This is a genomic window from Pseudomonas kribbensis, assembly GCF_003352185.1.
In the GTDB taxonomy this organism is placed as follows: Bacteria; Pseudomonadota; Gammaproteobacteria; order Pseudomonadales; family Pseudomonadaceae; genus Aquipseudomonas; species Aquipseudomonas kribbensis.
The window spans coordinates 5,262,872-5,282,839 of the sequence record NZ_CP029608.1 but is presented as its reverse complement, the minus strand read 5'-3'; the positions used below and the strand labels follow the sequence as shown (position 1 = coordinate 5,282,839).

The following is a 19,968-nucleotide window of genomic DNA, read 5'->3' as shown; positions in this document are numbered from 1 at the left end:
TCAAGTGAAGCGACTATTCTGCTTGGCCGCGATTGCGGCCGCACTGATGGGGCAAAGTTTTACTGCACAGGCCGCTGGCGTGGAATTCGGGGTTGGGGCCACCAGCGATTCAACGATGACTTATCGCCTGGGGATGAATTTCGACTGGGACAAGAGCTGGCTGCAGAGCGATGTCGGTCGCCTGACCGGTTACTGGAGCGGCGCCTACACTTACTGGGAAGGCGACAAGGGCTCCAGCAACAACAGCCTGTCGTTCTCGCCGGTGTTCGTTTACGAGTTTTCCGGCGAGTCGATCAAACCGTATGTCGAGGCCGGCATCGGCGCCGCGGTGTTCTCCAACACCGACTATGAAGGCAACAAGATCGGCCAGGCCTTCCAGTTCGAAGACCGCATCGGTTTCGGTCTGCGCTTCCTTGGCGGGCACGAGGTGGGGATCCGTGCGACTCACTATTCCAACGCCGGCATGTCGAGCAACAACGACGGGGTAGAAAGCTACTCGCTGCACTACACGATGCCGTTGTAACACCCATGAAAAAAGGAGCGCCTGGCGCTCCTTTTTTGTATTCAGCGATACGCTGTGGCAATCCCCTGGCGTTCGTCGATGCATTCCGGCGCGCCCATTTCGAATTCGCGGCAGATGAGCGGGCGTTTTTCGTAGATCGTGCACATCATCGTGTCGCGATCCAGTGCCGCACACCAGCCGTCGTCCAGACGCAACATGACTTCCCCACCCCATTCATCGGTATCGATATAACGCTCGGGTACGCCGGTGTCAGTGATCAGCATGACTTCGAGCTGACAGCAGCAGGCCGCGCAAGTCGAACAGGTGACGGCGGGCTCGTCGATTGGCTGGAGGGGAATGGTTTTCATGGGCGCAGTGTACGGCAGTGACCCGCACGCGTGTGAAAGCCCTGACGGACGATTACTGCACCAGCCGCCGCGACAACAGGTGCAACAACGGAAACAGCAACGCCCACAACAGGCCGATGCCGATCAAAGTCGGTAACTCGCCGTAGGGAAACTGCACCCCGGCCAGTCGTCCACCGGCGCAATACGACAACGCGCCACCGACGGCCCCGAGCACACTCGCCAGCCACCATGGTCGGGCGCTCCATTGCAGGCAATGGCGCAATGTCGTGGCCAGCAGTGCCCACAACAGCATCAGCCACAGCGGAATCAGCGGCGACAGGTCCTTGAATTCAAAGACCCCAAGACCGCGCAGGCCACTGTCCACGGCGGTGCCCAGAATCACCACGCCGAGAATCAGCCGCCCCTCCGCCGCCCAACTGCTGATCCAGCGCAGATGAATCACCAATACCGCCAGCGCCACCAGTAACCACAGGCTGTTGCCGCCGAGCACGCAGGCCAGCCAGCCGATCTGGAACAGAGCAGCGTTGGCGATCCGCTCAAGCATCGAAGCGTCCGAGCAGTGGCGCCGGCATCGCCGCCGGTTTGGCCAGCAGCAATTGCGCGGTGCCGATGGTGCGTTCGAGGAAGCCGCCCTCGCAGTAACACAGGTAAAACTCCCACAGCCGCAGGAAATAATCGTCGTAGCCCAATTCGCTCAGGCGGCCGTGGGCGTGGCGAAAATTCTCGTGCCACAGGCGCAGGGTCCGGGCGTAGTGCAGGCCGAAGTCTTCCATGTGCAACAGGTTCATGTCGGTGTCACGGCTGACGATTTCGAGCATCTTCTGCACGCAGGGCAGGGCGCCGCCGGGGAAGATATAACGCTGGATGAAGTCCACGCCGCGTTTTGCCTGCTCGTAGCGCTGGTCCCGGATGGTGATCGCTTGCAGCAGCATCAGGCCGTTGCTCTTGAGCAGGTGCGCGCATTGCTTGAAGTAGGTCGGCAGGAAGCGATGACCGACCGCCTCGATCATCTCGATCGACACCAGTTTGTCGTACTGGCCGGTGAGGTCGCGGTAGTCCTTGAGCAGCAGCGTCACCCGGTCCTGCAGGCCGAGGCTTTCGATGCGCCGGGCGGTGAACGCGTATTGCTCTTTGGACAGGGTGGTCGTGGTGACTTTGCAGCCATAGTGCTGCGCGGCATACAGCGCCATGCTGCCCCAGCCGGTGCCGATCTCCAGCAGGTGGTCGCCGGGCTCCAGTGCGAGCTTCTGGCAGATCCGCTCCAGTTTGTTCAATTGTGCCTGTTCCAGACTGTCGTCCGGGCTGAGGAACTGCGCCGCCGAATACATCATGGTCGGGTCGAGAAACTGCTCGAACAGGTCGTTGCCGAGGTCATAGTGGGCGGCGATGTTTTTCTGCGAGCCCTTGCGTGTGTTGCGGTTGAGCCAGTGCAGACCGCGCACCAGCGGCCGGCCGATTTTCGCCAGTCCACCCTCCATGCCGTCGAGCACTTCGAGGTTGCTGACGAAGACGCGCACCACGGCGGTCAGGTCCGGTGAACTCCAGTAGCCGTGAATGAACGCTTCCCCGGCGCCAATCGAGCCGTTGCCCGCGACCATGCCCCAGGCCGCTGCATCAAGGACATGAATCTCGCCCAGCAGCGCACTGCCCGGTGTGCCGAAGACCTGGCGTTCGCCGTCCTCGATCACCACCAGTTGCCCATGCTTGAGCTGTGCGAGCTGACGCAGGACACCGCGACGCAGCAGCGAACCGGTGATGCCGTGCGTACTGAACGGGATGGCGGCTCTGGCCGAAACGCTAGAGGATTTCATGGCGGTGCTCCTCGGGAGACGCAGTGGCGGTTCGAAAGCTGTCGTCAGCCGTCCGATGGGGAAACAGCGGGGTACGCTTGAGCAGCAAGCGCAGGGCCTGCCAATAGATCGCGAGGGCGGTTTTCGCGGTCATCCACGGAAAGCGCCACAGATGCCGGTGCAAGTTGCGTCGATCAAGAGGTTCGCGTTTCAGGTTGAGCGTGGCGTCGAACAGTTTTCGTTCGCCCTGCCAGTCGGCCATGTGCACGCCCAGGGTTTGTGCGGCGGGGCTGAAGCTCATGCGGTATTCCAGGTCCGGCGGCAGGAACGGTGACACGTGAAACGCCTTGGCAACGGCGAAGTGCTGGTGGAAGTCGCGCACGCTGGTCGGCGCCCGCGCCGGCAGCACATAGTGATAGCGCTCGCGCCACGGCGTGTTGCTGACTTCGCAGAGAATCGCCGCCAGTTGCCCGTCGGCTTCGTGGCAATAAAAGAAACTCACCGGGTTGAACGCCAGGCCCCAACTGCGGGGCTGGGTCAGCAGGCAGATCGAGCCCTGCGGCTCGTGACCGAGGGCCTCGCCGACCTGCAGGCGCACCGCATCGATCAGCCGCACACCGCGACCGGTAAAGGTCTTGAGATAGTCGATCTCGCGAAACGAGAACGGTGCAAAGCGGCTCGTGCCGGACAGTGGCGAGAGGTTCAGCACCGCGTCCTGTTCGGCCAGGTCGAGATACAGAAGTCCGATCCGGTAGCGGAACTCATGCCGCCGCGGGGCGAAGCGCCGATGGGCGATCCAGCCACTGTAGAGTGCGCTGTTCACAGGCTTTCTCCGAACGCGGCGGCGACGCGTAAAGCGCTGACCACGCCGTCTTCATGAAAACCGTTGGCCCAGTAGGCGCCGCAATAATGGGTGTGCTGCGCGCCGTCGAGTTCGGCCCAGCGCTGTTGGGCCGCCACCGCTGCGAGGCTGAATTGCGGATGGGCGTAGGTGAATCGCGCAAGCACTTTGGACGGGCTGATGCCGGCACTCTGGTTGAGGCTGACACAGAACGTGGTGTCGCTCTGGATGCCCTGCAGGATATTCATGTCGTAAGTCACGGCCGCCTGGGTGTGGCCCGCCCCACCGAGACGATAGTTCCAGCTGGCCCAGGCCCGTTTGCGCATCGGCAACAGACGGGTGTCGGTGTGCAGCACCACTTCGTTGTCGGCGTAGGGCAGGGCACCGAGGATCTCCCGTTCGGCACGGCTCGGATTGGCGAGCAGGCGCAATGCCTGATCGCTGTGGCAGGCCAGCACGACTTTGTCGAAATGTTCGATGCCGACGGGGCTGTGGATAACCACGCCGTGTTCGTTGCGTTCGATCCGGTTTACCGGGCAGTTCACGCGGATCCGCTCTTTGAATGACGCGGTCAGCGGTGCGAGGTAGGCACTGGAGCCACCCTCGATCACTCGCCATTGCGGGCGATTGCTGACCGACAACAAACCGTGGTTCTCGAAAAACCGCACAAAGAACTGCAGCGGAAAATTCAGCATCTCGGCCATCGGCATCGACCAGATCGCCGCGCCCATCGGCACGATGTAATGCAGGATGAAACGCTCGCCGTAGCCGCCGGCCTTGAGGTAGTCGTCCAGTGTGGTGTCGCTGGCGATCCGCTGTTCGGCGAGGTCGCGCCGGGCTTCCTTGTTGAAACGCAGGATGTCGCGCAGCATGCCCCAGAACCCCGGCGAAAACAGATTGCTGCGCTGAGCGAAGAGGCTGTCGAGGTTGTTGCCGTTGTATTCCAGACCAGTGTCCGGATCGGTCACCGAAAAGCTCATCTCGGTGTCCTTGCTGCTCACACCCAATTGGCCGAGCAGGCGAATGAAGTTCGGGTAGGTCCAGTCGTTGAACACGATGAACCCGGTGTCCACGGCATATTCGCGACCATCCACCGTGACTTGTACGGTGTGTGTATGGCCGCCGACCCAATCGCCGGCCTCGAACACCGTGACGTCATGTCGGCGACCGAGCAGGTAGGCGCAGGTCAGCCCTGCGATCCCGCTGCCGACAACGGCGATGTTCACGTCGGATCCCGCAAGGGTGGTGTGCTGCGCACCATGCGCTTGCCGATCGCCAGTTGTACTTGTGCGGGCATTTTCGACAACGGCCAGAGCGCCGCCATGAACAGTGCCGGAAAGGCAATCTCCAGCGGCCGGTCCTTGAGCTTTCCGAAAATGTGGCTCGCGGCTTTTTCCGCAGGCCAGCTCAATGGCATCGGGAAGTCGTTTTTGGCCGTCAGAGGCGTTTCGACAAAGCCCGGACTGATGATGGTGACTTCAATGCCTTCGTCCGCCAGATCGATGCGCAATGACTCGAACAGATAACGCAGTCCGGCTTTCGACGCACCGTAGGCTTCGGCCCGGGGAAGTGGCACGTAGGTGACGGAGCTGGCCATGCCCACCAGATGCGGCGCGGTTCCTTTACGCAGCAGAGGCAGGGCGGCTTCGATGCAATAACTGCTGGCGAGCAGGTTGGTGCGTACCACATGCTCGACGATCGTAGCGTCGAACTGTTTTGCATCCACGTATTCGCAGGTGCCGGCGTTGAGGATCACGCTGTCCAGTGACCCCCAGTCCAGCACGATCTGCTCACCGATTTCCCGCACCGTCTGGCTGTTGGTGAGGTCCCCGGCCACGACCAGTACCTGGCCCGGGTAGCGTTGCGACAGTTCTTTGAGCGGTGCGACCTGGCGGGAACTGACTGCCAGGTGCGCACCGCTTTTCAGAATCTCTTCCGCCAGTGCTGCACCGATGCCACTGCTGGCACCGGTCAGCCAATAACGGCGTGGCGTTGAACGGCTCATCCCAGTCTCCTTTTCAGCCAGGCGATTACCCGGCCCAATATGGGTAAATGTTCGTAAAGCAGAGCCCCGGCATCGAAGTAATCCCGGTGGCGATAAACCTTGTCGCGCCAGAGCAGGTGCGAACAGCCCGTGACGCGAATCAGCCGCCCGCCCGCCAGACGCGGGTGGCGGTAGCTCATGACCCAGCGCAGGTAACCTTCGCAGTCGCCGATCTGGTCGAAGCCGTGGAAGTCGAACCTCAGTTCACTGACGTTGGCGTACAGCTCGCTGAAGTAGTCGCGCAATTGCCCCAGCCCCTGCACCTCGTGCAGCGGATCGGTGAAATGAATGTCCTCGCTGTAGAGCGCGTCCAGGCTGTGCAGGTTGTCCCTGTTCAACTGGGCGAACTGGCGGGCGAAACGGCGCAGGAATTCACTCATGGCCTTCTCCGACAGACGCACGGGAGGGCAGGTTCTTGAACGCGGTCAGTGCCCGCTCCCGCGAGGTGCTCAGGTTGACGATCGGCGGCGGATAGTCCGCCACGCCGAACAGTCCGCCAGCGCTTGCAGGGTTGTGCACTTCTTTCTTGTTCAGCCCGGCCAGCTCAGGCAGCCAATGCTTGATGAACAGGCCTTCGCTGTCGAATTTTTCCGACTGGCTGATCGGATTGAAGATTCGGAAATACGGCGCCGCATCGGTGCCGGTCGACGCGCTCCACTGCCAGCCGCCGTTGTTGGCCGCCAGATCGCCGTCGATCAGGTGGCGCATGAAAAAACGCTCGCCTTCGCGCCAGTCGATCAGCAGGTTCTTGGTCAGAAACATCGCTACGACCATGCGCAGGCGATTGTGCATCCAGCCGGTTTCGAGCAATTGGCGCATGGCCGCGTCGATGATCGGCAGGCCGGTGCGTGCCTCCTGCCAGGCCGCCAGCTCCTGGGGCGCATCGCGCCAGGCCAGGGCTTCGGTTTCCGGGCGGAACGCACGATGCCGGGAGACCCGTGGGTAGCCGACCAGAATGTGTTTGTAGAACTCGCGCCACAACAGTTCGTTGATCCAGGTAACCGCGCCGACCTTGCCGCTTTCGAATTCGCCCTGATTGCTTTGCAGCGCGGCATGCAGGCACTGGCGCGGCGAGATCACACCGGCCGCGAGATAGGCCGAGAGCTGGCTGGTGCCGGGCTTGGCCGGGAAGTCGCGCTCGCTTTTGTAGTAATCGATCTGTACGTCGGCGAAGGTGTCGAGGCGTCGTTGGGCCTCGGTTTCGCCGGCGGGCCACAGGTTGCGCAACGCTTGGCCGGGTGTCGGGAATCCTTTGATGGAATCGGGTACCGGATCGCTGGCGATGTTCAGTGGGGCCTGTGCGGACGGCGCTTTTATCAAGGAGGGCATCGAACGATGCAGACGCTCATAGCAGACCTTGCGGAACTGACTGAACACCTGAAAGTAGGTGCCGGTCTTGGTCAGCACGCTGCCGGGCTTGAACAACAACTGATCGAGATAGCTGTGAAAGGCGATGCCTTCGGCCTGCAATGCCCGGGCAACGGCCGCATCGCGGCGGCTTTCATGGACGCCGTATTCCTCGTTGACGTGAACAGCCTCGACCTGCAAATCCCGGCAAAGCTCAAGCAGTACCGCCGGGGCCTGATCCCAGTGCGGGGCGCTGCGGATCAACAGCGGGATGTTCAGTTCGCCAAGGGTTTTGCTCAATTTCCGCAGGTTGCGCAGCCAGAAATCGACCTTGCACGGTGCGTCGTCATGTTCCTGCCATTGTTCGGGGCTCAACAGGTACACGGCCACGGTCGGGCCACGCTCGGCGGCGGCCGTCAGGGCGGTGTTGTCATGTTGGCGCAGGTCGCTGCGCAGCCAGATCAATTGCATGTTGTTCTCTGCACGAATCATTAAATCAACCTACGCTGAAGGAGTGCCCGATGTGCCGACAAGGGATCTTCGGCCAGGTACAGATCAGCGATCTCGGAGGTTCTTACGGACAACTCGGCGTGGTGGATGCACACCGTTGGTCCGGCAATCATTTTCGGGCAACTGATGCCATTCAACAGTTTCGGCAACTGCGCCAGGTTCATGGCCTTGCTGGAATACAGCAGTACGCCACGGGCTTGCAGATGATCGACTGCCAACGCCAGCTCCCCGGCAGGTAACGGCCAGTCGAACACTTGGACCGGACAGTCGGCGCTGCTGATCAGCCAGGCGCAGAGCCACAGGTGCGGCTCCAGCAGTAAATCCGATTGGTTGATCAGCAGCAGCGGCGCCGTGCGCAACTGACGGTTGTTATGGTAGATGCGTGCGCCGAATTTGCTACGCAGCCAGGCGTGAAAGAACACCCGTTCCATCTGCGCACCGAACTGGCCTTGCCAGCGCTGTTCGAGGTCCGCCAGCAACGGCATCAGCAATTGCTCACACAGGGTTCTCGGCGGGTACAGCGCCATTGCCTGGTTGACGCTGTCGTCGAGGCTGCGCTCGTTCAATTGCGTGACCGCCAGCAGCGCGGCCTGGTGCAAGGGCTGCCATTCGTTTTCCAGGGGCTCGTTGACGGTTTGCGGTGTGTCGAGCAGCGGTTTGACCTGACTGACCGCCACGCCACGGTTGAGCCAGGTGAGGATGTGCTGGATACGCTGTACATGCTCGGCCGAATACAGCCGATGCCCCTTGGGCGTGCGTTGCGGCACGATCAGCCCGTAACGGCGCTCCCAGGCGCGCAGGGTGATCGCATTGACGCCGGTCTGGCGCGCGACCTCGCGAATCGGCAGCCAGCCTTCGTCGAGGGCTTTTTTGAAGTCGGCGCCGAGGTCTTCGCGGGCGCTGGTGTCGGGTGAGTCGTTCATCAAATGGCGTTTCGCAGGCTGAGGTTTTCCGGGTGCGGTTGCAGGTAAACCTGTTGCGCGATGTACGGATCGGGGTGTTGGCGAAAGTGATGCTTGAGCAGCGTCAGCGGCACCACCAGCGGCACGATGCCGTGGCGGTACTGGCCGATGACGTGCTGCATCTCCTGTTTGTCTTCGGCGCTGATGGCCCGTTTCAGGTAACCGCTGATGTGCTGCAACACGTTGCTGTGGGTGCGACGTGTGGCGCAGGTGGTCAGCGCCGCCATCAACTGGCTGAAGTAGCGCGGGCCGAGCTCCACGGGTTCGGTCTGCCCCATGTTGCCCAGCAGACTGCCCAGCGCCTTGTATTGCACCGGGTTGTGGGCCATCAGCAGGTATTTGTAGCGCGAGTGGAAGTCGGTGAGGGCGCGGCGGCTCAGGCCTTGCCGGAGCACGTGCTGCCAATCGCTGTAGGCGAATACCCGGGTGATGAAATTTTCCCGCAGGACCGGATCATTCAGGCGCCCGGCTTCTTCCACCGGCAGGTCGGGGTGCCGGGCGCAGAAGGCCTGGGCATAGATCCCGCGCCCGCTACCAATCGGTGCGCCGTTGGCGTGATAGACCTTGACCCGTTCCAGTCCACAGGATGGCGATTGCTGCATGAAGATATAGCCGCAGATGCCGTCGAGTTCGGTGGCCATTTTCTCGCCATAGGCGGACAGCGCATCGGTGACGTCGGTCTCGCGATGAACCGTTCCGAGGGCCTGGGGATGGTCCGGGTCGCCCACCAGCCGGATCGGCTCGCGGGGAATGCCCAGGCCAATCGCGACTTCCGGACACACCGGGACAAATTCGAAATATTCAGTGAGTGTGTGGGTGCACAGCCGTGATGCCTTGTGTCCGCCGTTGTAGCGCACTTCGGCTCCCATCAGGCAGGCGCTGATGGCGATCTTGGGTGGGGACGGTTCGGACATGACGGCACCTCGAATCTGAATTTGTACAGAATATTTATTCTGTACAACATTCCTCCAGCATAGATTCAAAGGTGTACAAGTCAAATTATTTGTACAAGATTTTAGCGAAGGTCAGCGCCAACCCATTTTCCAGTGCGCATCGTCTTGCAATACATGCCAGTCCAATTGCGTGGTGCGCCTGGTCAGCACTGCCTGCATTTCGATCTCCAGCACCGTGCCGTTCTCGTCGCGGAGCAGGTCTGTCACCAGAAAATGCTTTTCACGGTTTTGCGGCAGGGCTGCTGTCCATTTCGACAGCAGCAGTTTTTGCGGATTGATGCGGTTCACTGCAGGTGTTCGTGCAGGCGGCGTGCAGCTTCCTGGCCACTGAGCCACGCGCCTTCGACCCGGCCCGACAGGCACCAGTCGCCGCACGCATACAGACCCAGGTCTGCGTCCGCCAGTGTGCCCCACTCATGGCTGGTGGCCGGGCGGGCGTAGAGCCAGCGGTGGGCGAGGCTGAAGGTCGGTGCGGGCATGGCGCTGTGCAGTAACTCGGCAAAGGCACCGTGCAGGTGCTCGATCACGGCTTCCTTGGAGAGGTCGATGTGCTGTCGGCTCCAGGCGCTGGTGGCGTGCAGAACCCAGGTGTCGAGGGTGTTGTCGCGCCCAGGTTTACTGCGGTTGCGGGCCAGCCAGTCGAGAGGACTGTCCTGTACGAAGCAGCCTTCGATCGGTGTATCCAGCGGCGTGTCGAAGGCGAGGGCGACGGCCCAGGTCGGGTCCATCTTCACTCCGGCGGCGGCACCGGCCAGTTTCGGCGCGGCGGCCAGCAATGCGGTGGCCTGAGGCGCCGGCGTGGCGATCACGACGTGGCTGAACGGGCCGTGAGTGAAACCTTCCGCGTCTTGCAGGTGCCAATGTTCTTCGCCGCGATAGACCTCGGTGATCCTGCAGGCGAAATGCACTTCCAGGCCGTCGAGCAAACCACGGGTGATGGCGCTCATGCGCGGCGAGCCGACCCAGCGGGTCTGCTCGTCCGGCGACAGGTTCAGTTGTCCGCCATGAAAGGTGTACAGCTGCGGCGCCCACTCGGCGACCCAGCCCTGACTTTGCCAGCGCTGGACTTCGGTGACGAAGCGTCGGTCGCGGGCTGTGAAATATTGCGCACCCATGTCCAGCGAGCCGGCGTCACTGCGCTTGCTCGACATGCGTCCGCCGCTGCCGCGGCTTTTATCGAACAACTGGACGGTGTGCCCGGCCTCGGTCAGGGCCTGGGCGGCGGAGAGTCCGGCGATGCCGGTGCCAATGATTGCGATAGGTACAGTCATAGGGGCCTCGTTTACCTTTCTGTACAGACTACGCCGTGGATGAAACCTGTACAATTTTGTTTTCTGGTATAACTTCCAGCGTTTTCGTTCTGACAGCTTGGCCTATTGTTAAACAATAGAGCCTGTCCGATAGAAAAGATCCCTGCTTATAAAAATAGACTAGTGATCGAAGTAAAACGCCACGCGAGGAAGATGTCATGCACATATTGCTGACCGGCGGTACTGGATTGATCGGACGTCAGCTCTGCCGGCACTGGTCGGGTCAGGGCCACCGGTTGACCGTGTGGAGCCGTCGTGCGGAAAAGGTCGCGAAAATCTGCGGCGCTCAAGTGCGTGGCATCGCGCGTCTGGAAGACCTTGGCGATGAACCGGTCGATGTGATCGTCAACCTTGCAGGCGCGCCGATTGCCGATCGGCCGTGGACCCATCGGCGCAAGGCGTTGTTGTGGAGCAGCCGGATCACGCTCACCGAGACGTTGCTGGCGTGGCTGGAACATCGCGGGCAGAAACCGTCACTGCTGATTTCAGGCTCGGCCGTGGGCTGGTACGGAGACGGCGGCGAGCGTGAGTTGACCGAAGAGTCGCCACCGGTGGTCGACGATTTCGCCAGCCAGCTGTGCATTGCCTGGGAGGAAACCGCGCAACGCGCCGAAGCGATGGACATCCGCGTAGTACTGGTGCGGACCGGGCTGGTGCTGTCGGCCGAGGGCGGTTTTTTGTCGCGCCTGTTGCTGCCGTTCAAACTCGGGCTGGGCGGGCCTTTGGGCAATGGCCGGCAGTGGATGCCTTGGATTCATATCGACGATCAAATCGCCCTGATTGATTTTCTTCTGCACCGCGATCAGGCGAGTGGTCCTTATAATGCGTGCGCGCCGAAACCTGTGCGCAATCGCGAATTCGCCAAGACGCTGGGCAGCGTGCTGCATCGCCCGGCGTTCATGCCGATGCCGGCCCTCGCCTTGAAGGTCGGGCTCGGCGAGATGTCATTGCTGTTGCTGGGTGGCCAACGGGCCACGCCGGCACGCTTGCTGGAAGCCGGATTCAGTTTCCGCTTCACGGATTTACGCGCGGCCCTGGACGATCTCTCCGGCCGCCTCTGAAATAGGACGTTGCATGACCGATCACGCCTTGCTTCTGGTCAACCTGGGTTCGCCGGCTTCCACTTCGGTGGCCGACGTGCGCAGCTACCTCAATCAATTTCTGATGGACCCGTACGTGATCGACCTGCCGTGGCCGGTGCGGCGTCTGCTGGTGTCGCTGATCCTGATCAAGCGTCCCGAGCAGTCGGCTCATGCCTACGCCTCGATCTGGTGGGATGAAGGTTCGCCACTGGTGGTGCTCAGCCGTCGCCTGCAGCAGCAGATGACGTCACAGTGGACCCACGGCCCGGTGGAACTGGCCATGCGTTACGGGCAGCCGTCGATCGAATCGGCGCTGCTCAAACTGGTGGCAGCAGGGCATAAGCGCATTACGCTCGCACCGCTTTATCCACAGTTCGCCGACAGCACCACGACCACCGTGATCGAAGAGGCCAAGCGGATAGTTCGCGAGAAAAAACTCGACGTACAACTGTCGGTGTTGCAGCCATTCTACGATCAGCCGGAATATCTCGATGCCCTCGTGGCGAGCGCCCGACCGCACTTGCAACAGGATTACGATCACCTGTTGCTGAGCTTCCACGGTTTGCCGGAACGGCATCTGACCAAGCTCAATCCGGGCCATCGCTTCGATGGTCACGGCGATTGCTGCGCCGGTGCGCCGCCGGAAGTGGTTGCGACCTGCTATCGCGGCCAGTGCCTGCGCACGGCAGCCGAGTTCGCCAAGCGCATGGGCATCCCGGACGGCAAATGGTCGGTGTCGTTCCAGTCGCGGCTGGGCAAGGCGAAATGGATCGAGCCGTACACCGAAGCGCGGCTGGATGAGCTGGCCAAGAGCGGCGTGAAGAAGATTCTGGTGATGTGCCCGGCGTTTGTCGCCGATTGCATCGAGACCCTGGAAGAGATCGGCGATCGCGGCAAGGAACAGTTCCGCGAAGCGGGAGGGGAGGAGCTGGTGCTGGTGCCGTGCCTGAACGATGACCCGCAATGGGCCAAGGCATTGGCGGCTTTGTGTGAGCGGGCGCCGTTGGCCCTCTGAAAGCATCGCCAGCAGGCTGGCTCCCACAGGAAAATGCATTCCAATGTGGGAGCCAGCCTGCTGGCGATAGCGGTCTTTCAGGCGATGAAGCTACAGCTTAGATCAGCGGCTCATCCGCCTTCTTGTGTTTCCAGCTGTCGTTGCCCGGCAGGATCAGGTTCAGCGCAATCGCCACCACCGCGCACAGCGCGATGCCTTTGAGGCCGAAATCGTCCGGACCGGTGCCGGTGCCGACCAGCACACCGCCGATCCCGAACACCAGGGTCACCGAAACGATCACCAGATTGCGCGCCTCGCCCAGATCGATCTTGTGGCGGATCAGGGTGTTCATCCCCACCGCTGCGATCGAACCGAACAACAGGCACAGAATCCCGCCCATCACCGGCACCGGAATGCTTTGCAGCAGGGCGCCGAACTTGCCGATGAACGCCAGGGCGATGGCGAAGATCGCCGCCCAGGTCATGATTTTCGGGTTGTAGTTCTTGGTCAGCATCACCGCGCCAGTGACTTCGGCGTAGGTGGTGTTGGGCGGACCGCCGAACAGGCCGGCCGCCGTGGTAGCGATACCGTCACCCAGCAGCGTGCGATGCAGGCCCGGCTTCTTCAGGTAGTCGCGACCGGTCACGCTGCCGACCGCAATCACACCGCCGATGTGTTCGATGGCCGGGGCCAGCGCCACCGGGACGATGAACAGGATCGCCTGCCAGTTGAACTCCGGCGCGGTGAAGTGAGGCAGTGCAAACCACGGGGCCGCCGCAATCTTCGCGGTGTCGACGACACCGAAATAGAACGACATGGCGAAACCCACCAGCACGCCGGAGATGATCGGCACCAGACGGAAGATGCCTTTGCCGAACACCGCCACGATCAACGTGGTCAGCAGCGCCGGCATCGAGATCATCATCGCGGTCTGATAGTGGATCAGCTCCGAGCCGTCACCGGCCTTGCCCATCGCCATGTTCGCGGCAATCGGCGCCATGGCCAGGCCAATGGAGATGATCACCGGGCCAATCACCACCGGTGGCAGCAGACGGTCGATGAACCCGGTGCCTTTGATCTTCACGGCCAGGCCGAGGAAGGTGTAGACGAAACCGGCCGCCATCACGCCGCCCATGGTCGCGGCGAGGCCGAACTGGCCTTTGGCGAGAATGATCGGGGTGATGAAGGCAAAGCTCGACGCGAGGAACACCGGCACCTGACGCCCGGTGACGATCTGGAACAGAATCGTGCCCAGACCTGCGGTGAACAGTGCCACGTTCGGGTCAAGGCCCGTGATCAGCGGCATCAGCACCAGGGCGCCGAAAGCCACGAACAGCATCTGCGCGCCGGACAGCACCGTGCGCCAGAGCGGATCGTTGAACTCATCCTGCATGGTCAAGCGTCCTTCTGCTTGGTGCCGAAGATCTTGTCACCGGCATCGCCAAGCCCAGGAATGATGTAACCGTGCTCGTTGAGTTTCTGATCGATGGACGCGGTGTAGATGATCACGTCCGGGTGAGCCTGCTCGACAGCGGCAATGCCTTCCGGCGCGGCAACCAGAACCATCGCGCGGATGTCCTTGCAGCCGGCCTTCTTCAGCAGGTCGATGGTCGCGACCATGGAGCTGCCGGTGGCGAGCATCGGGTCGATGATCATGGCCAGGCGTTCGTCGATTTCCGGAACCAGTTTTTCCAGATAGGTGTGGGCCTGCAGGGTTTCTTCGTTACGGGCAACGCCGACGGCGCTGACTTTCGCGCCCGGGATCAGGCTCAGCACGCCTTCGAGCATGCCGATGCCGGCACGCAGGATCGGCACGACGGTAATCTTCTTGCCGGCGATTTTCTCCACCGACACCGTGCCGCACCAACCTTCGATATCGTAGGTTTCCAGCGGCAGGTCTTTGGTAGCTTCATAGGTCAACAGGGCACCGACTTCCTGAGCGAGCTCGCGGAAATTCTTGGTGCTGATGTCTGCACGGCGCATAAGGCCAAGTTTGTGACGGATCAGCGGATGGCGGATCTCTTGGATGGACATGGGGAAAGGCTCCGGCGGCGGGCAAAAAAACCGGCCTAGATTAATCTATCCGAGGGTGATGTCCTATAGGACATACAGTACGTTAGTCCACAAATGCTTGATTCGGCCGTGCGGGATGCGTACCTTTGCCCGCTTTTCCGAAACAGACCCCCCTTGGAGAGCGCCATGTCCGCTGATCTCGAGCATATCCGTCAAATCATGCGAGAGGCTGACTGCCTGTACACCGAAGCTGAAGTCGAGGCTGCCATTGCCCGCGTCGGTGCACAAATCAACGAACAACTGGCCGAGAGCAACCCGGTGGTGTTCTGTGTGATGAACGGCGGGCTGATTTTCTCCGGCAAACTGCTGACCCATCTGCAGTTCCCGCTGGAAGCGTCCTACCTGCACGCCACCCGCTATCGCAACGAAACCAGCGGCGGCGACCTGTTCTGGAAAGCCAAGCCGGAAGTCTCGTTCATCGACCGCGACGTGCTGATCATCGACGACATCCTCGACGAAGGTCACACCCTGGGCGCGATCATCGACTTCTGCAAACACGCCGGTGCCCGTGCCGTGCACACCGCGGTGCTGATCGACAAGGACCACGACCGCAAGGCCCGTCCTGACCTGAAAGCCGATTTCGTCGGCCTGCCATGCGTTGACCGTTACATCTTCGGTTACGGCATGGACTACAAAGGCTACTGGCGCAACGCCAACGGGATCTTCGCCGTCAAAGGCATGTAAGAACCCCTGTAAGATCGCAGCCCCGGCTGCGATCTTTTGCTTTTAAAGGCTGCTAAAGTGCTCGGCCCCGCCCTCCGGAGCCTGTCATGAGCCTCTTGATCCGCAGCTGCGCCGCCCTGTTGCTGACCCTCAGCCTGCCCCTGGCCGCCGCGCCGATGCACAGCCAGTTCCTGCCGCCCGACGACCTCACCCTGCGCGATGCCGAACCCGAGCAGCAACAACTGTTGCAGGTCACCGACTATTCGGTGGTGGTCGGCGCCCAGCGTCAGTCCAATCAGCAGCCGATTCCGGTCACGTCGCCATTGATGATCCGCCTCAAGGGCAAATCCCTGAACAAGGGCGCGACGATCAATCAGGTGCTGGTCAGCTTCGATGGCGAAAGCAAAAGCCTGAAAAAACCGGTATACGACGACCAGCGCAAGACCCTGACCCTGTTTTATCCGCTGGCCCAATACCGGGTGATCATCGATCTGTTGCGCAATGACACCGTGTATGTGCAATTCCTCAGCTACGCCAACGGCCACATCTGGGCCGATCTGCACACCGGCAGCACGCGTGCGCGTTGAGCCTCGTGCCCGGGCGGGGGTAAACTGCCCGCCCCGTGAAATGTCTGCGAGCTGGAGTCGGCAATGCGTAAAGATAAGAAGCAAGTGATTGGTGACGAGATCGGCGATGAGCAGATCAAGCTGTTCCTCGATTTTGAGCCGGTCGACGCCACTTCGCCGTCGCTGCACAAACTGGTCAAGGCGTACCGTGGCCTGCGCATCGACGATTTTGAGCGTTTCCTGACGTTCTTCGTTGCAGCCGGTTATGACGTGGATGGCAAGGACGAGCATGGCCAGACCTTCGTCGATCAGATCCGCGATCAACGCAACGCCCCGGAATACATCGAGCTGATCGAGAAAGCGCGCGGCTGATAGCCGAAGTTTTCCACAGGCATAAAAAAACGCCCCGCACTCACTGAGTACGGGGCGTTTTTCATGGAGCCGAATCAGGCGTAGCTTTCGGTCTCGTTGCTGGCTTCAACCAGTTCCAGCGCGACGTTGTTGTGCGCGTTGATCTTGCGATACAGCGCAGCGTCGGTTTCCAGGACCTTTTCACGGGCCGGGAAGATTTCCGCCAGTTTGGCAGCCCACTCACCCTTGGCCTTGGCCGGGAAGCACTTCTCGATCAGTTCCAGCATGATCGAAACGGTCACCGAAGCGCCTGGCGAAGCGCCGAGCAGGGCGGCGAGGGAGCCGTCCTTCGCAGCGACGAGTTCGGTACCGAACTGCAGGATGCCGCCTTTTTTCGGGTCTTTCTTGATGATCTGCACCCGTTGACCGGCCACTTCCAGGCGCCAGTCTTCGGCTTTCGCCTCCGGGTAGAAACGACGCAGGGATTCCAGGCGCTGTTCCATCGACTGCATCACTTCGCTGACCAGGTACTTGGTCAGGTCCATGTTGTTCTTGGCCACGGCCAGCATCGGGCCGATGTTGCCGGCGCGAACCGACAGCGGCAGGTCCATGAAGGAGCCGTGCTTGAGGAACTTGGTGGTGAAACCGGCGTATGGCCCGAACAGCAGGGACTTCTTGCCATCGACCACGCGGGTGTCCAGGTGCGGCACGGACATCGGTGGCGAACCCACCGCAGCCTGGCTGTAGACCTTGGCCTGGTGATGCTTGACCACTTCAGGGTTGTCGCAACGCAGCCACTGGCCGCTGATCGGGAAGCCGCCGAAGCCTTTGCTTTCTTCGATGCCCGAGGCTTGCAGCAGCGGCAGGGCCGCGCCACCGGCGCCGAGGAATACGAACTTGGCGTCGACTTCGCGGCTGCTGCCGCTGTTGACGTCCTTGATGCTGACGGTCCAGCCGTTGGCGTTACGCTTGAGGCCAGTCACGCGCTTGCAGTATTTGACCTGGGCATCCGGAGCGCTGGTCAGGTGCTTGAGCAACTGATTGGTCAGCGCGCCGAAGTTGACGTCGGTACCGTTCATCACGCGGGTGGCGGCGAGCACCTGGTCTTTCGGACGGCCCGGCATCATCAATGGCATCCACTCGGCCATCTTCGCCTTGTCTTCGGTGTATTCCATGTCGGCGAAGGCGTGATGCTTGTGCAGCGTGTTGAAGCGCTCCTTGAGGAACGAAACGCCTTTTTCACCTTCGACGTAGCTCAGGTGCGGCACCGGGCTGATGAAGGACTTGCACGAGCCGAACGTGCCTTTCTTGGTCAGGTACGACCAGAACTGCTTCGACACTTCAAACTGGGTGTTGATGTGTACGGCTTTCTTGATGTCGACGGTGCCGTCGGCATTCTGCGGTGTGTAGTTCAGCTCGCAGAGGCCGGCGTGGCCGGTACCGGCGTTGTTCCACGGGTTGGAACTTTCCGCGGCACCGGAATCCATCAGTTCGACGACTTCCAGCTTGATCGCCGGGTCGAGTTCCTTGAGCAGCACTGCAAGGGTGGCACTCATGATGCCGGCCCCAACCAGAACTACGTCGACTGCTTCGTTATGCGCCATTTAACGCGTCTCCAAAATCTGCAGCACCAAATTGTCGGCATGGCTGCCAGGTGTCCGGGGCAGGTCAGTTACGCCCCAGGTACCCATGGCCAGGTTTGCCATGTCCGAATCTTCGCAATTTTTCGCAACTTCGACGGATGCGTGCGGCCTGGCTTCAAGAGTCACATGAACTCATTTCAGCACGTGGCTGGCAATTCGACTTATGGTCGAGACATCCGTTTGTGCAACCAAATCCGTAGCGGACAGGCTTCAGGCTCCGGTATTCGAGGCGTACCCGTTCCTGTGTCGTTGGGCTGTTTCAGACGCTAATGGTGCATGTTCAGACGCAAAACTATTCATTTGCTCGCCACACTCTTGTGAAGTTGTGAAAACCCGTTTTTTTCACGCTCTTTTGAAGACGTGAACCTCAAAAAGGGCTGTCCCGGCTGGCACCGTGCCCGGAGGGGCAAACAACTCAGTGACCGAGCGTCATGACAGCTCTGCAGATTCGCGAAAAGCGGGGATTTGCCAGGGAAACAGCAAGCACGCCAGCTTCACTCGATCTGTGTGGGCGGCTCTCTGTGGGCGATTTGGATGCCAATGCAAGCGCATTGACGCTGTTGCGGGGCCCGATCAGGAGACGTCCTTATAATCGGGGGGAGATTGTATCGAAGAAATGCGGGGAGTTGGTCGAGTTTAATGACTTTTATTAGGCATCCGGTCAGATGCTCAACATCGCCTGGGCACGTGCGCGAGGGCGCTGCTGTTCGACCCGGGCACTGGCCGGCAACGGCTGGTGCAGCCAGTTGAGGCGGATTTCCTCGATTTCGACCCAGCCGTCACCCATTGGCTGCAGGCTGCACTGCTTGAAAGCCTGGCAATGGCCGTTGCGGTCGAGCAGGGCGAAGCTGCGGTGCAGCGGGCGTGGAGCGAACAACGAGATCAGATAGCGCATGGTGTGGTTCCTTCTGGAGATCTGTGACGAAGATTGTCAAAAGACCGTGAACCGAACATGTATGGGGGGTGAACAATCTGTGACAGGAACCGCGTGCAGCGGGGTTTGTCTGAGATTTCAGTGCTGGTGACCCGCAGTGGCCCACCGCTATACTGCGGGCCTGTCTGTGCCTGATTCTGGAGAGAAGAGCATGTTGCAACGCCTGTTGTTCGGTTTGATCACTGTGACCAGTTTGACCCTGGTTGGCTGCGCCCACAGCCCGCAACAACTGAGCCCGGAACCGAAGCTGACCACTCAGCTGGCACCGGTCGGCCACGGCCAGCCTGTCGTGGTTCGCGTGGTCGACGGTCGTCCGTCGCCAACCCTGGGCACCCGCGGTGGCCTGTACCCGGAAACCAGCGCCATCACCGTCCAGCGCGAGCAGATCGTGCCGAAGTTGCAGGCCCAGGCCGAAGCGGCCGTGCGTCTGCTGGGCTTCACCCCGTCCAACGGTGCGATGAATGCTCCACAACTGACCGTGACCCTGACTGAACTGAAATACCAGTCGCCGAAAGAAGGCATGTACGTGACCGAAGCCACCATCGGCGCGACCTTCCGCTCCGACGTGCAGAGCGGCAACCGTCGCTACAGCGGCCGTTACGGTGCTTCGCTGGACCAGCGTTTCGGCATGGCACCGAACCAGGAAACCAACACCAAACTGGTCAGCGACGTGCTGAGCGACGCGCTGACCCGTGTGTTCAAGGATCCGAGCATAGGCCAGATCCTCGCCGAATAAGGCATGCGTCAGATGTGAAAAAGCCCGGGGCCAACGATGGCCCCGGGCTTTTTTCATTCAGGCGGCTTGCGAGTAGAAGTCGAGGACGCTGACGCCGGTCAGCAGATCGGTCTCGGGCAAATCCGCATGCTGGTGCCCGCCGAGGGCGCAATACACCAGCCAGTGACGGTCCTGAACATTGAAGGCCAGGCTGCCGACGAGGGTCTGTTGTTCGTCGGACGGGGAGATGAGGTACAGGCGATCCTGGTTTTCAGCGTGAAGCATGTCGCATTCCGTTTACGTTTCGAGGCGCGCAGGGT

24 protein-coding genes are annotated in these 19,968 nt (G+C 61.1%); 7 read left to right on the top strand and 17 right to left on the bottom strand.

The window, feature by feature from the left end; genetic code table 11:
• Positions 1 to 4 precede the first annotated feature (4 nt).
• Complete coding sequence (locus tag DLD99_RS24090) at positions 5 to 523, top strand: acyloxyacyl hydrolase (protein ID WP_114886792.1); 519 nt, start codon at positions 5 to 7, stop codon at positions 521 to 523.
• Between the two features lie 41 nt (positions 524 to 564).
• Here DLD99_RS24090 and DLD99_RS24085 read toward each other — a convergent pair whose 3' ends face one another.
• The 12 genes from DLD99_RS24085 to DLD99_RS24030 form a co-directional block, all read right to left on the bottom strand.
• Positions 565 to 870: a YkgJ family cysteine cluster protein gene (locus DLD99_RS24085; protein WP_114885496.1), complete on the bottom strand. Its 306-nt coding sequence runs from the start codon at positions 868 to 870 to the stop codon at positions 565 to 567.
• A gap of 52 nt (positions 871 to 922) precedes the next feature.
• A complete protein-coding gene (locus tag DLD99_RS24080; protein WP_114885495.1) occupies positions 923 to 1,414 on the bottom strand; it encodes a DUF2878 domain-containing protein in 492 nt (163 codons plus the stop codon).
• Complete coding sequence (locus tag DLD99_RS24075) at positions 1,407 to 2,681, bottom strand: SAM-dependent methyltransferase (protein ID WP_085709299.1); 1,275 nt, start codon at positions 2,679 to 2,681, stop codon at positions 1,407 to 1,409. The genes DLD99_RS24080 and DLD99_RS24075 overlap by 8 nt, the downstream gene beginning before the upstream one ends.
• Positions 2,668 to 3,483: a DUF1365 domain-containing protein gene (locus DLD99_RS24070; protein ID WP_114885493.1), complete on the bottom strand. Its 816-nt coding sequence runs from the start codon at positions 3,481 to 3,483 to the stop codon at positions 2,668 to 2,670. Before DLD99_RS24070 ends, DLD99_RS24075 begins: the two co-directional genes overlap by 14 nt.
• Complete coding sequence (locus DLD99_RS24065; protein ID WP_114885491.1) at positions 3,480 to 4,727, bottom strand: NAD(P)/FAD-dependent oxidoreductase; 1,248 nt, start codon at positions 4,725 to 4,727, stop codon at positions 3,480 to 3,482. Before DLD99_RS24065 ends, DLD99_RS24070 begins: the two co-directional genes overlap by 4 nt.
• Positions 4,724 to 5,506 carry an SDR family NAD(P)-dependent oxidoreductase gene (locus tag DLD99_RS24060; RefSeq protein ID WP_114885489.1) on the bottom strand — a complete coding sequence of 261 codons (783 nt, stop codon included), beginning with the start codon at positions 5,504 to 5,506 and terminating at the stop codon, positions 4,724 to 4,726. Before DLD99_RS24060 ends, DLD99_RS24065 begins: the two co-directional genes overlap by 4 nt.
• Positions 5,503 to 5,925, bottom strand: coding sequence for a nuclear transport factor 2 family protein (locus tag DLD99_RS24055; protein WP_114885487.1), 423 nt, complete (start codon positions 5,923 to 5,925; stop codon positions 5,503 to 5,505). The genes DLD99_RS24060 and DLD99_RS24055 overlap by 4 nt, the downstream gene beginning before the upstream one ends.
• Positions 5,918 to 7,363 (bottom strand): deoxyribodipyrimidine photo-lyase, encoded by a 1,446-nt coding sequence (gene phrB / locus DLD99_RS24050; protein WP_114886790.1) that lies wholly within the window; start codon positions 7,361 to 7,363, stop codon positions 5,918 to 5,920. Before phrB ends, DLD99_RS24055 begins: the two co-directional genes overlap by 8 nt.
• Before the next feature lie 20 nt (positions 7,364 to 7,383).
• On the bottom strand, positions 7,384 to 8,325 hold the full coding sequence (locus tag DLD99_RS24045; RefSeq protein WP_114885486.1) for a MerR family transcriptional regulator: 942 nt from the start codon (positions 8,323 to 8,325) through the stop codon (positions 7,384 to 7,386).
• Entirely contained in the window at positions 8,325 to 9,278 is a 954-nt protein-coding gene (locus DLD99_RS24040) for a YbgA family protein (RefSeq protein WP_114885484.1), read from the bottom strand. The genes DLD99_RS24045 and DLD99_RS24040 overlap by 1 nt, the downstream gene beginning before the upstream one ends.
• 111 nt (positions 9,279 to 9,389) lie before the next feature.
• Positions 9,390 to 9,605: a TIGR02450 family Trp-rich protein gene (locus DLD99_RS24035; RefSeq protein WP_114885482.1), complete on the bottom strand. Its 216-nt coding sequence runs from the start codon at positions 9,603 to 9,605 to the stop codon at positions 9,390 to 9,392.
• Positions 9,602 to 10,588, bottom strand: coding sequence for an NAD(P)/FAD-dependent oxidoreductase (locus DLD99_RS24030; protein ID WP_114885481.1), 987 nt, complete (start codon positions 10,586 to 10,588; stop codon positions 9,602 to 9,604). The genes DLD99_RS24035 and DLD99_RS24030 overlap by 4 nt, the downstream gene beginning before the upstream one ends.
• A 197-nt stretch (positions 10,589 to 10,785) precedes the next feature.
• Between DLD99_RS24030 and DLD99_RS24025 the strand changes: the two genes are divergently transcribed.
• Entirely contained in the window at positions 10,786 to 11,688 is a 903-nt protein-coding gene (locus tag DLD99_RS24025; protein WP_114885479.1) for a TIGR01777 family oxidoreductase, read from the top strand.
• Between the two features lie 13 nt (positions 11,689 to 11,701).
• Positions 11,702 to 12,724, top strand: coding sequence for a ferrochelatase (gene hemH / locus DLD99_RS24020; protein WP_114885477.1), 1,023 nt, complete (start codon positions 11,702 to 11,704; stop codon positions 12,722 to 12,724).
• Positions 12,725 to 12,821: 97 nt separating this feature from the next.
• On the opposite strand, the gene DLD99_RS24015 is transcribed toward hemH, so the two are convergent.
• Together DLD99_RS24015 and upp are read right to left on the bottom strand one after the other, a co-directional pair.
• Positions 12,822 to 14,096 carry a uracil-xanthine permease family protein gene (locus tag DLD99_RS24015; RefSeq protein ID WP_085709311.1) on the bottom strand — a complete coding sequence of 425 codons (1,275 nt, stop codon included), beginning with the start codon at positions 14,094 to 14,096 and terminating at the stop codon, positions 12,822 to 12,824.
• 2 nt (positions 14,097 to 14,098) lie between these two features.
• Complete coding sequence (gene upp / locus DLD99_RS24010; protein WP_011335903.1) at positions 14,099 to 14,737, bottom strand: uracil phosphoribosyltransferase; 639 nt, start codon at positions 14,735 to 14,737, stop codon at positions 14,099 to 14,101.
• Positions 14,738 to 14,902: 165 nt separating this feature from the next.
• Between upp and DLD99_RS24005 the strand changes: the two genes are divergently transcribed.
• The 3 genes from DLD99_RS24005 (at position 14,903) to DLD99_RS23995 (ending at position 16,377) form a co-directional block, all read left to right on the top strand.
• Positions 14,903 to 15,460 (top strand): hypoxanthine-guanine phosphoribosyltransferase, encoded by a 558-nt coding sequence (locus DLD99_RS24005; protein WP_085709312.1) that lies wholly within the window; start codon positions 14,903 to 14,905, stop codon positions 15,458 to 15,460.
• An 86-nt stretch (positions 15,461 to 15,546) separates the two neighbouring features.
• Positions 15,547 to 16,026, top strand: a complete 480-nt coding sequence (locus DLD99_RS24000) for a hypothetical protein (protein WP_085709313.1) — start codon at positions 15,547 to 15,549, stop codon at positions 16,024 to 16,026.
• Between the two features lie 63 nt (positions 16,027 to 16,089).
• Entirely contained in the window at positions 16,090 to 16,377 is a 288-nt protein-coding gene (locus tag DLD99_RS23995; protein WP_114885475.1) for a PA4642 family protein, read from the top strand.
• A gap of 74 nt (positions 16,378 to 16,451) precedes the next feature.
• On the opposite strand, the gene mqo is transcribed toward DLD99_RS23995, so the two are convergent.
• Both mqo and DLD99_RS23985 read right to left on the bottom strand, forming a co-directional pair.
• Positions 16,452 to 17,960, bottom strand: a complete 1,509-nt coding sequence (gene mqo, locus DLD99_RS23990; RefSeq protein ID WP_114885473.1) for a malate dehydrogenase (quinone) — start codon at positions 17,958 to 17,960, stop codon at positions 16,452 to 16,454.
• Positions 17,961 to 18,660: 700 nt separating this feature from the next.
• Entirely contained in the window at positions 18,661 to 18,894 is a 234-nt protein-coding gene (locus tag DLD99_RS23985) for a hypothetical protein (RefSeq protein ID WP_039766297.1), read from the bottom strand.
• 190 nt (positions 18,895 to 19,084) lie between these two features.
• On the opposite strand from DLD99_RS23985, the gene DLD99_RS23980 reads away from it, so the two are divergent.
• Entirely contained in the window at positions 19,085 to 19,669 is a 585-nt protein-coding gene (locus tag DLD99_RS23980; protein ID WP_114885471.1) for a YajG family lipoprotein, read from the top strand.
• A 57-nt stretch (positions 19,670 to 19,726) separates the two neighbouring features.
• Here DLD99_RS23980 and DLD99_RS23975 read toward each other — a convergent pair whose 3' ends face one another.
• Positions 19,727 to 19,933 carry a hypothetical protein gene (locus tag DLD99_RS23975; RefSeq protein ID WP_039766399.1) on the bottom strand — a complete coding sequence of 69 codons (207 nt, stop codon included), beginning with the start codon at positions 19,931 to 19,933 and terminating at the stop codon, positions 19,727 to 19,729.
• Between the last annotated feature and the right edge of the window lie 35 nt (positions 19,934 to 19,968).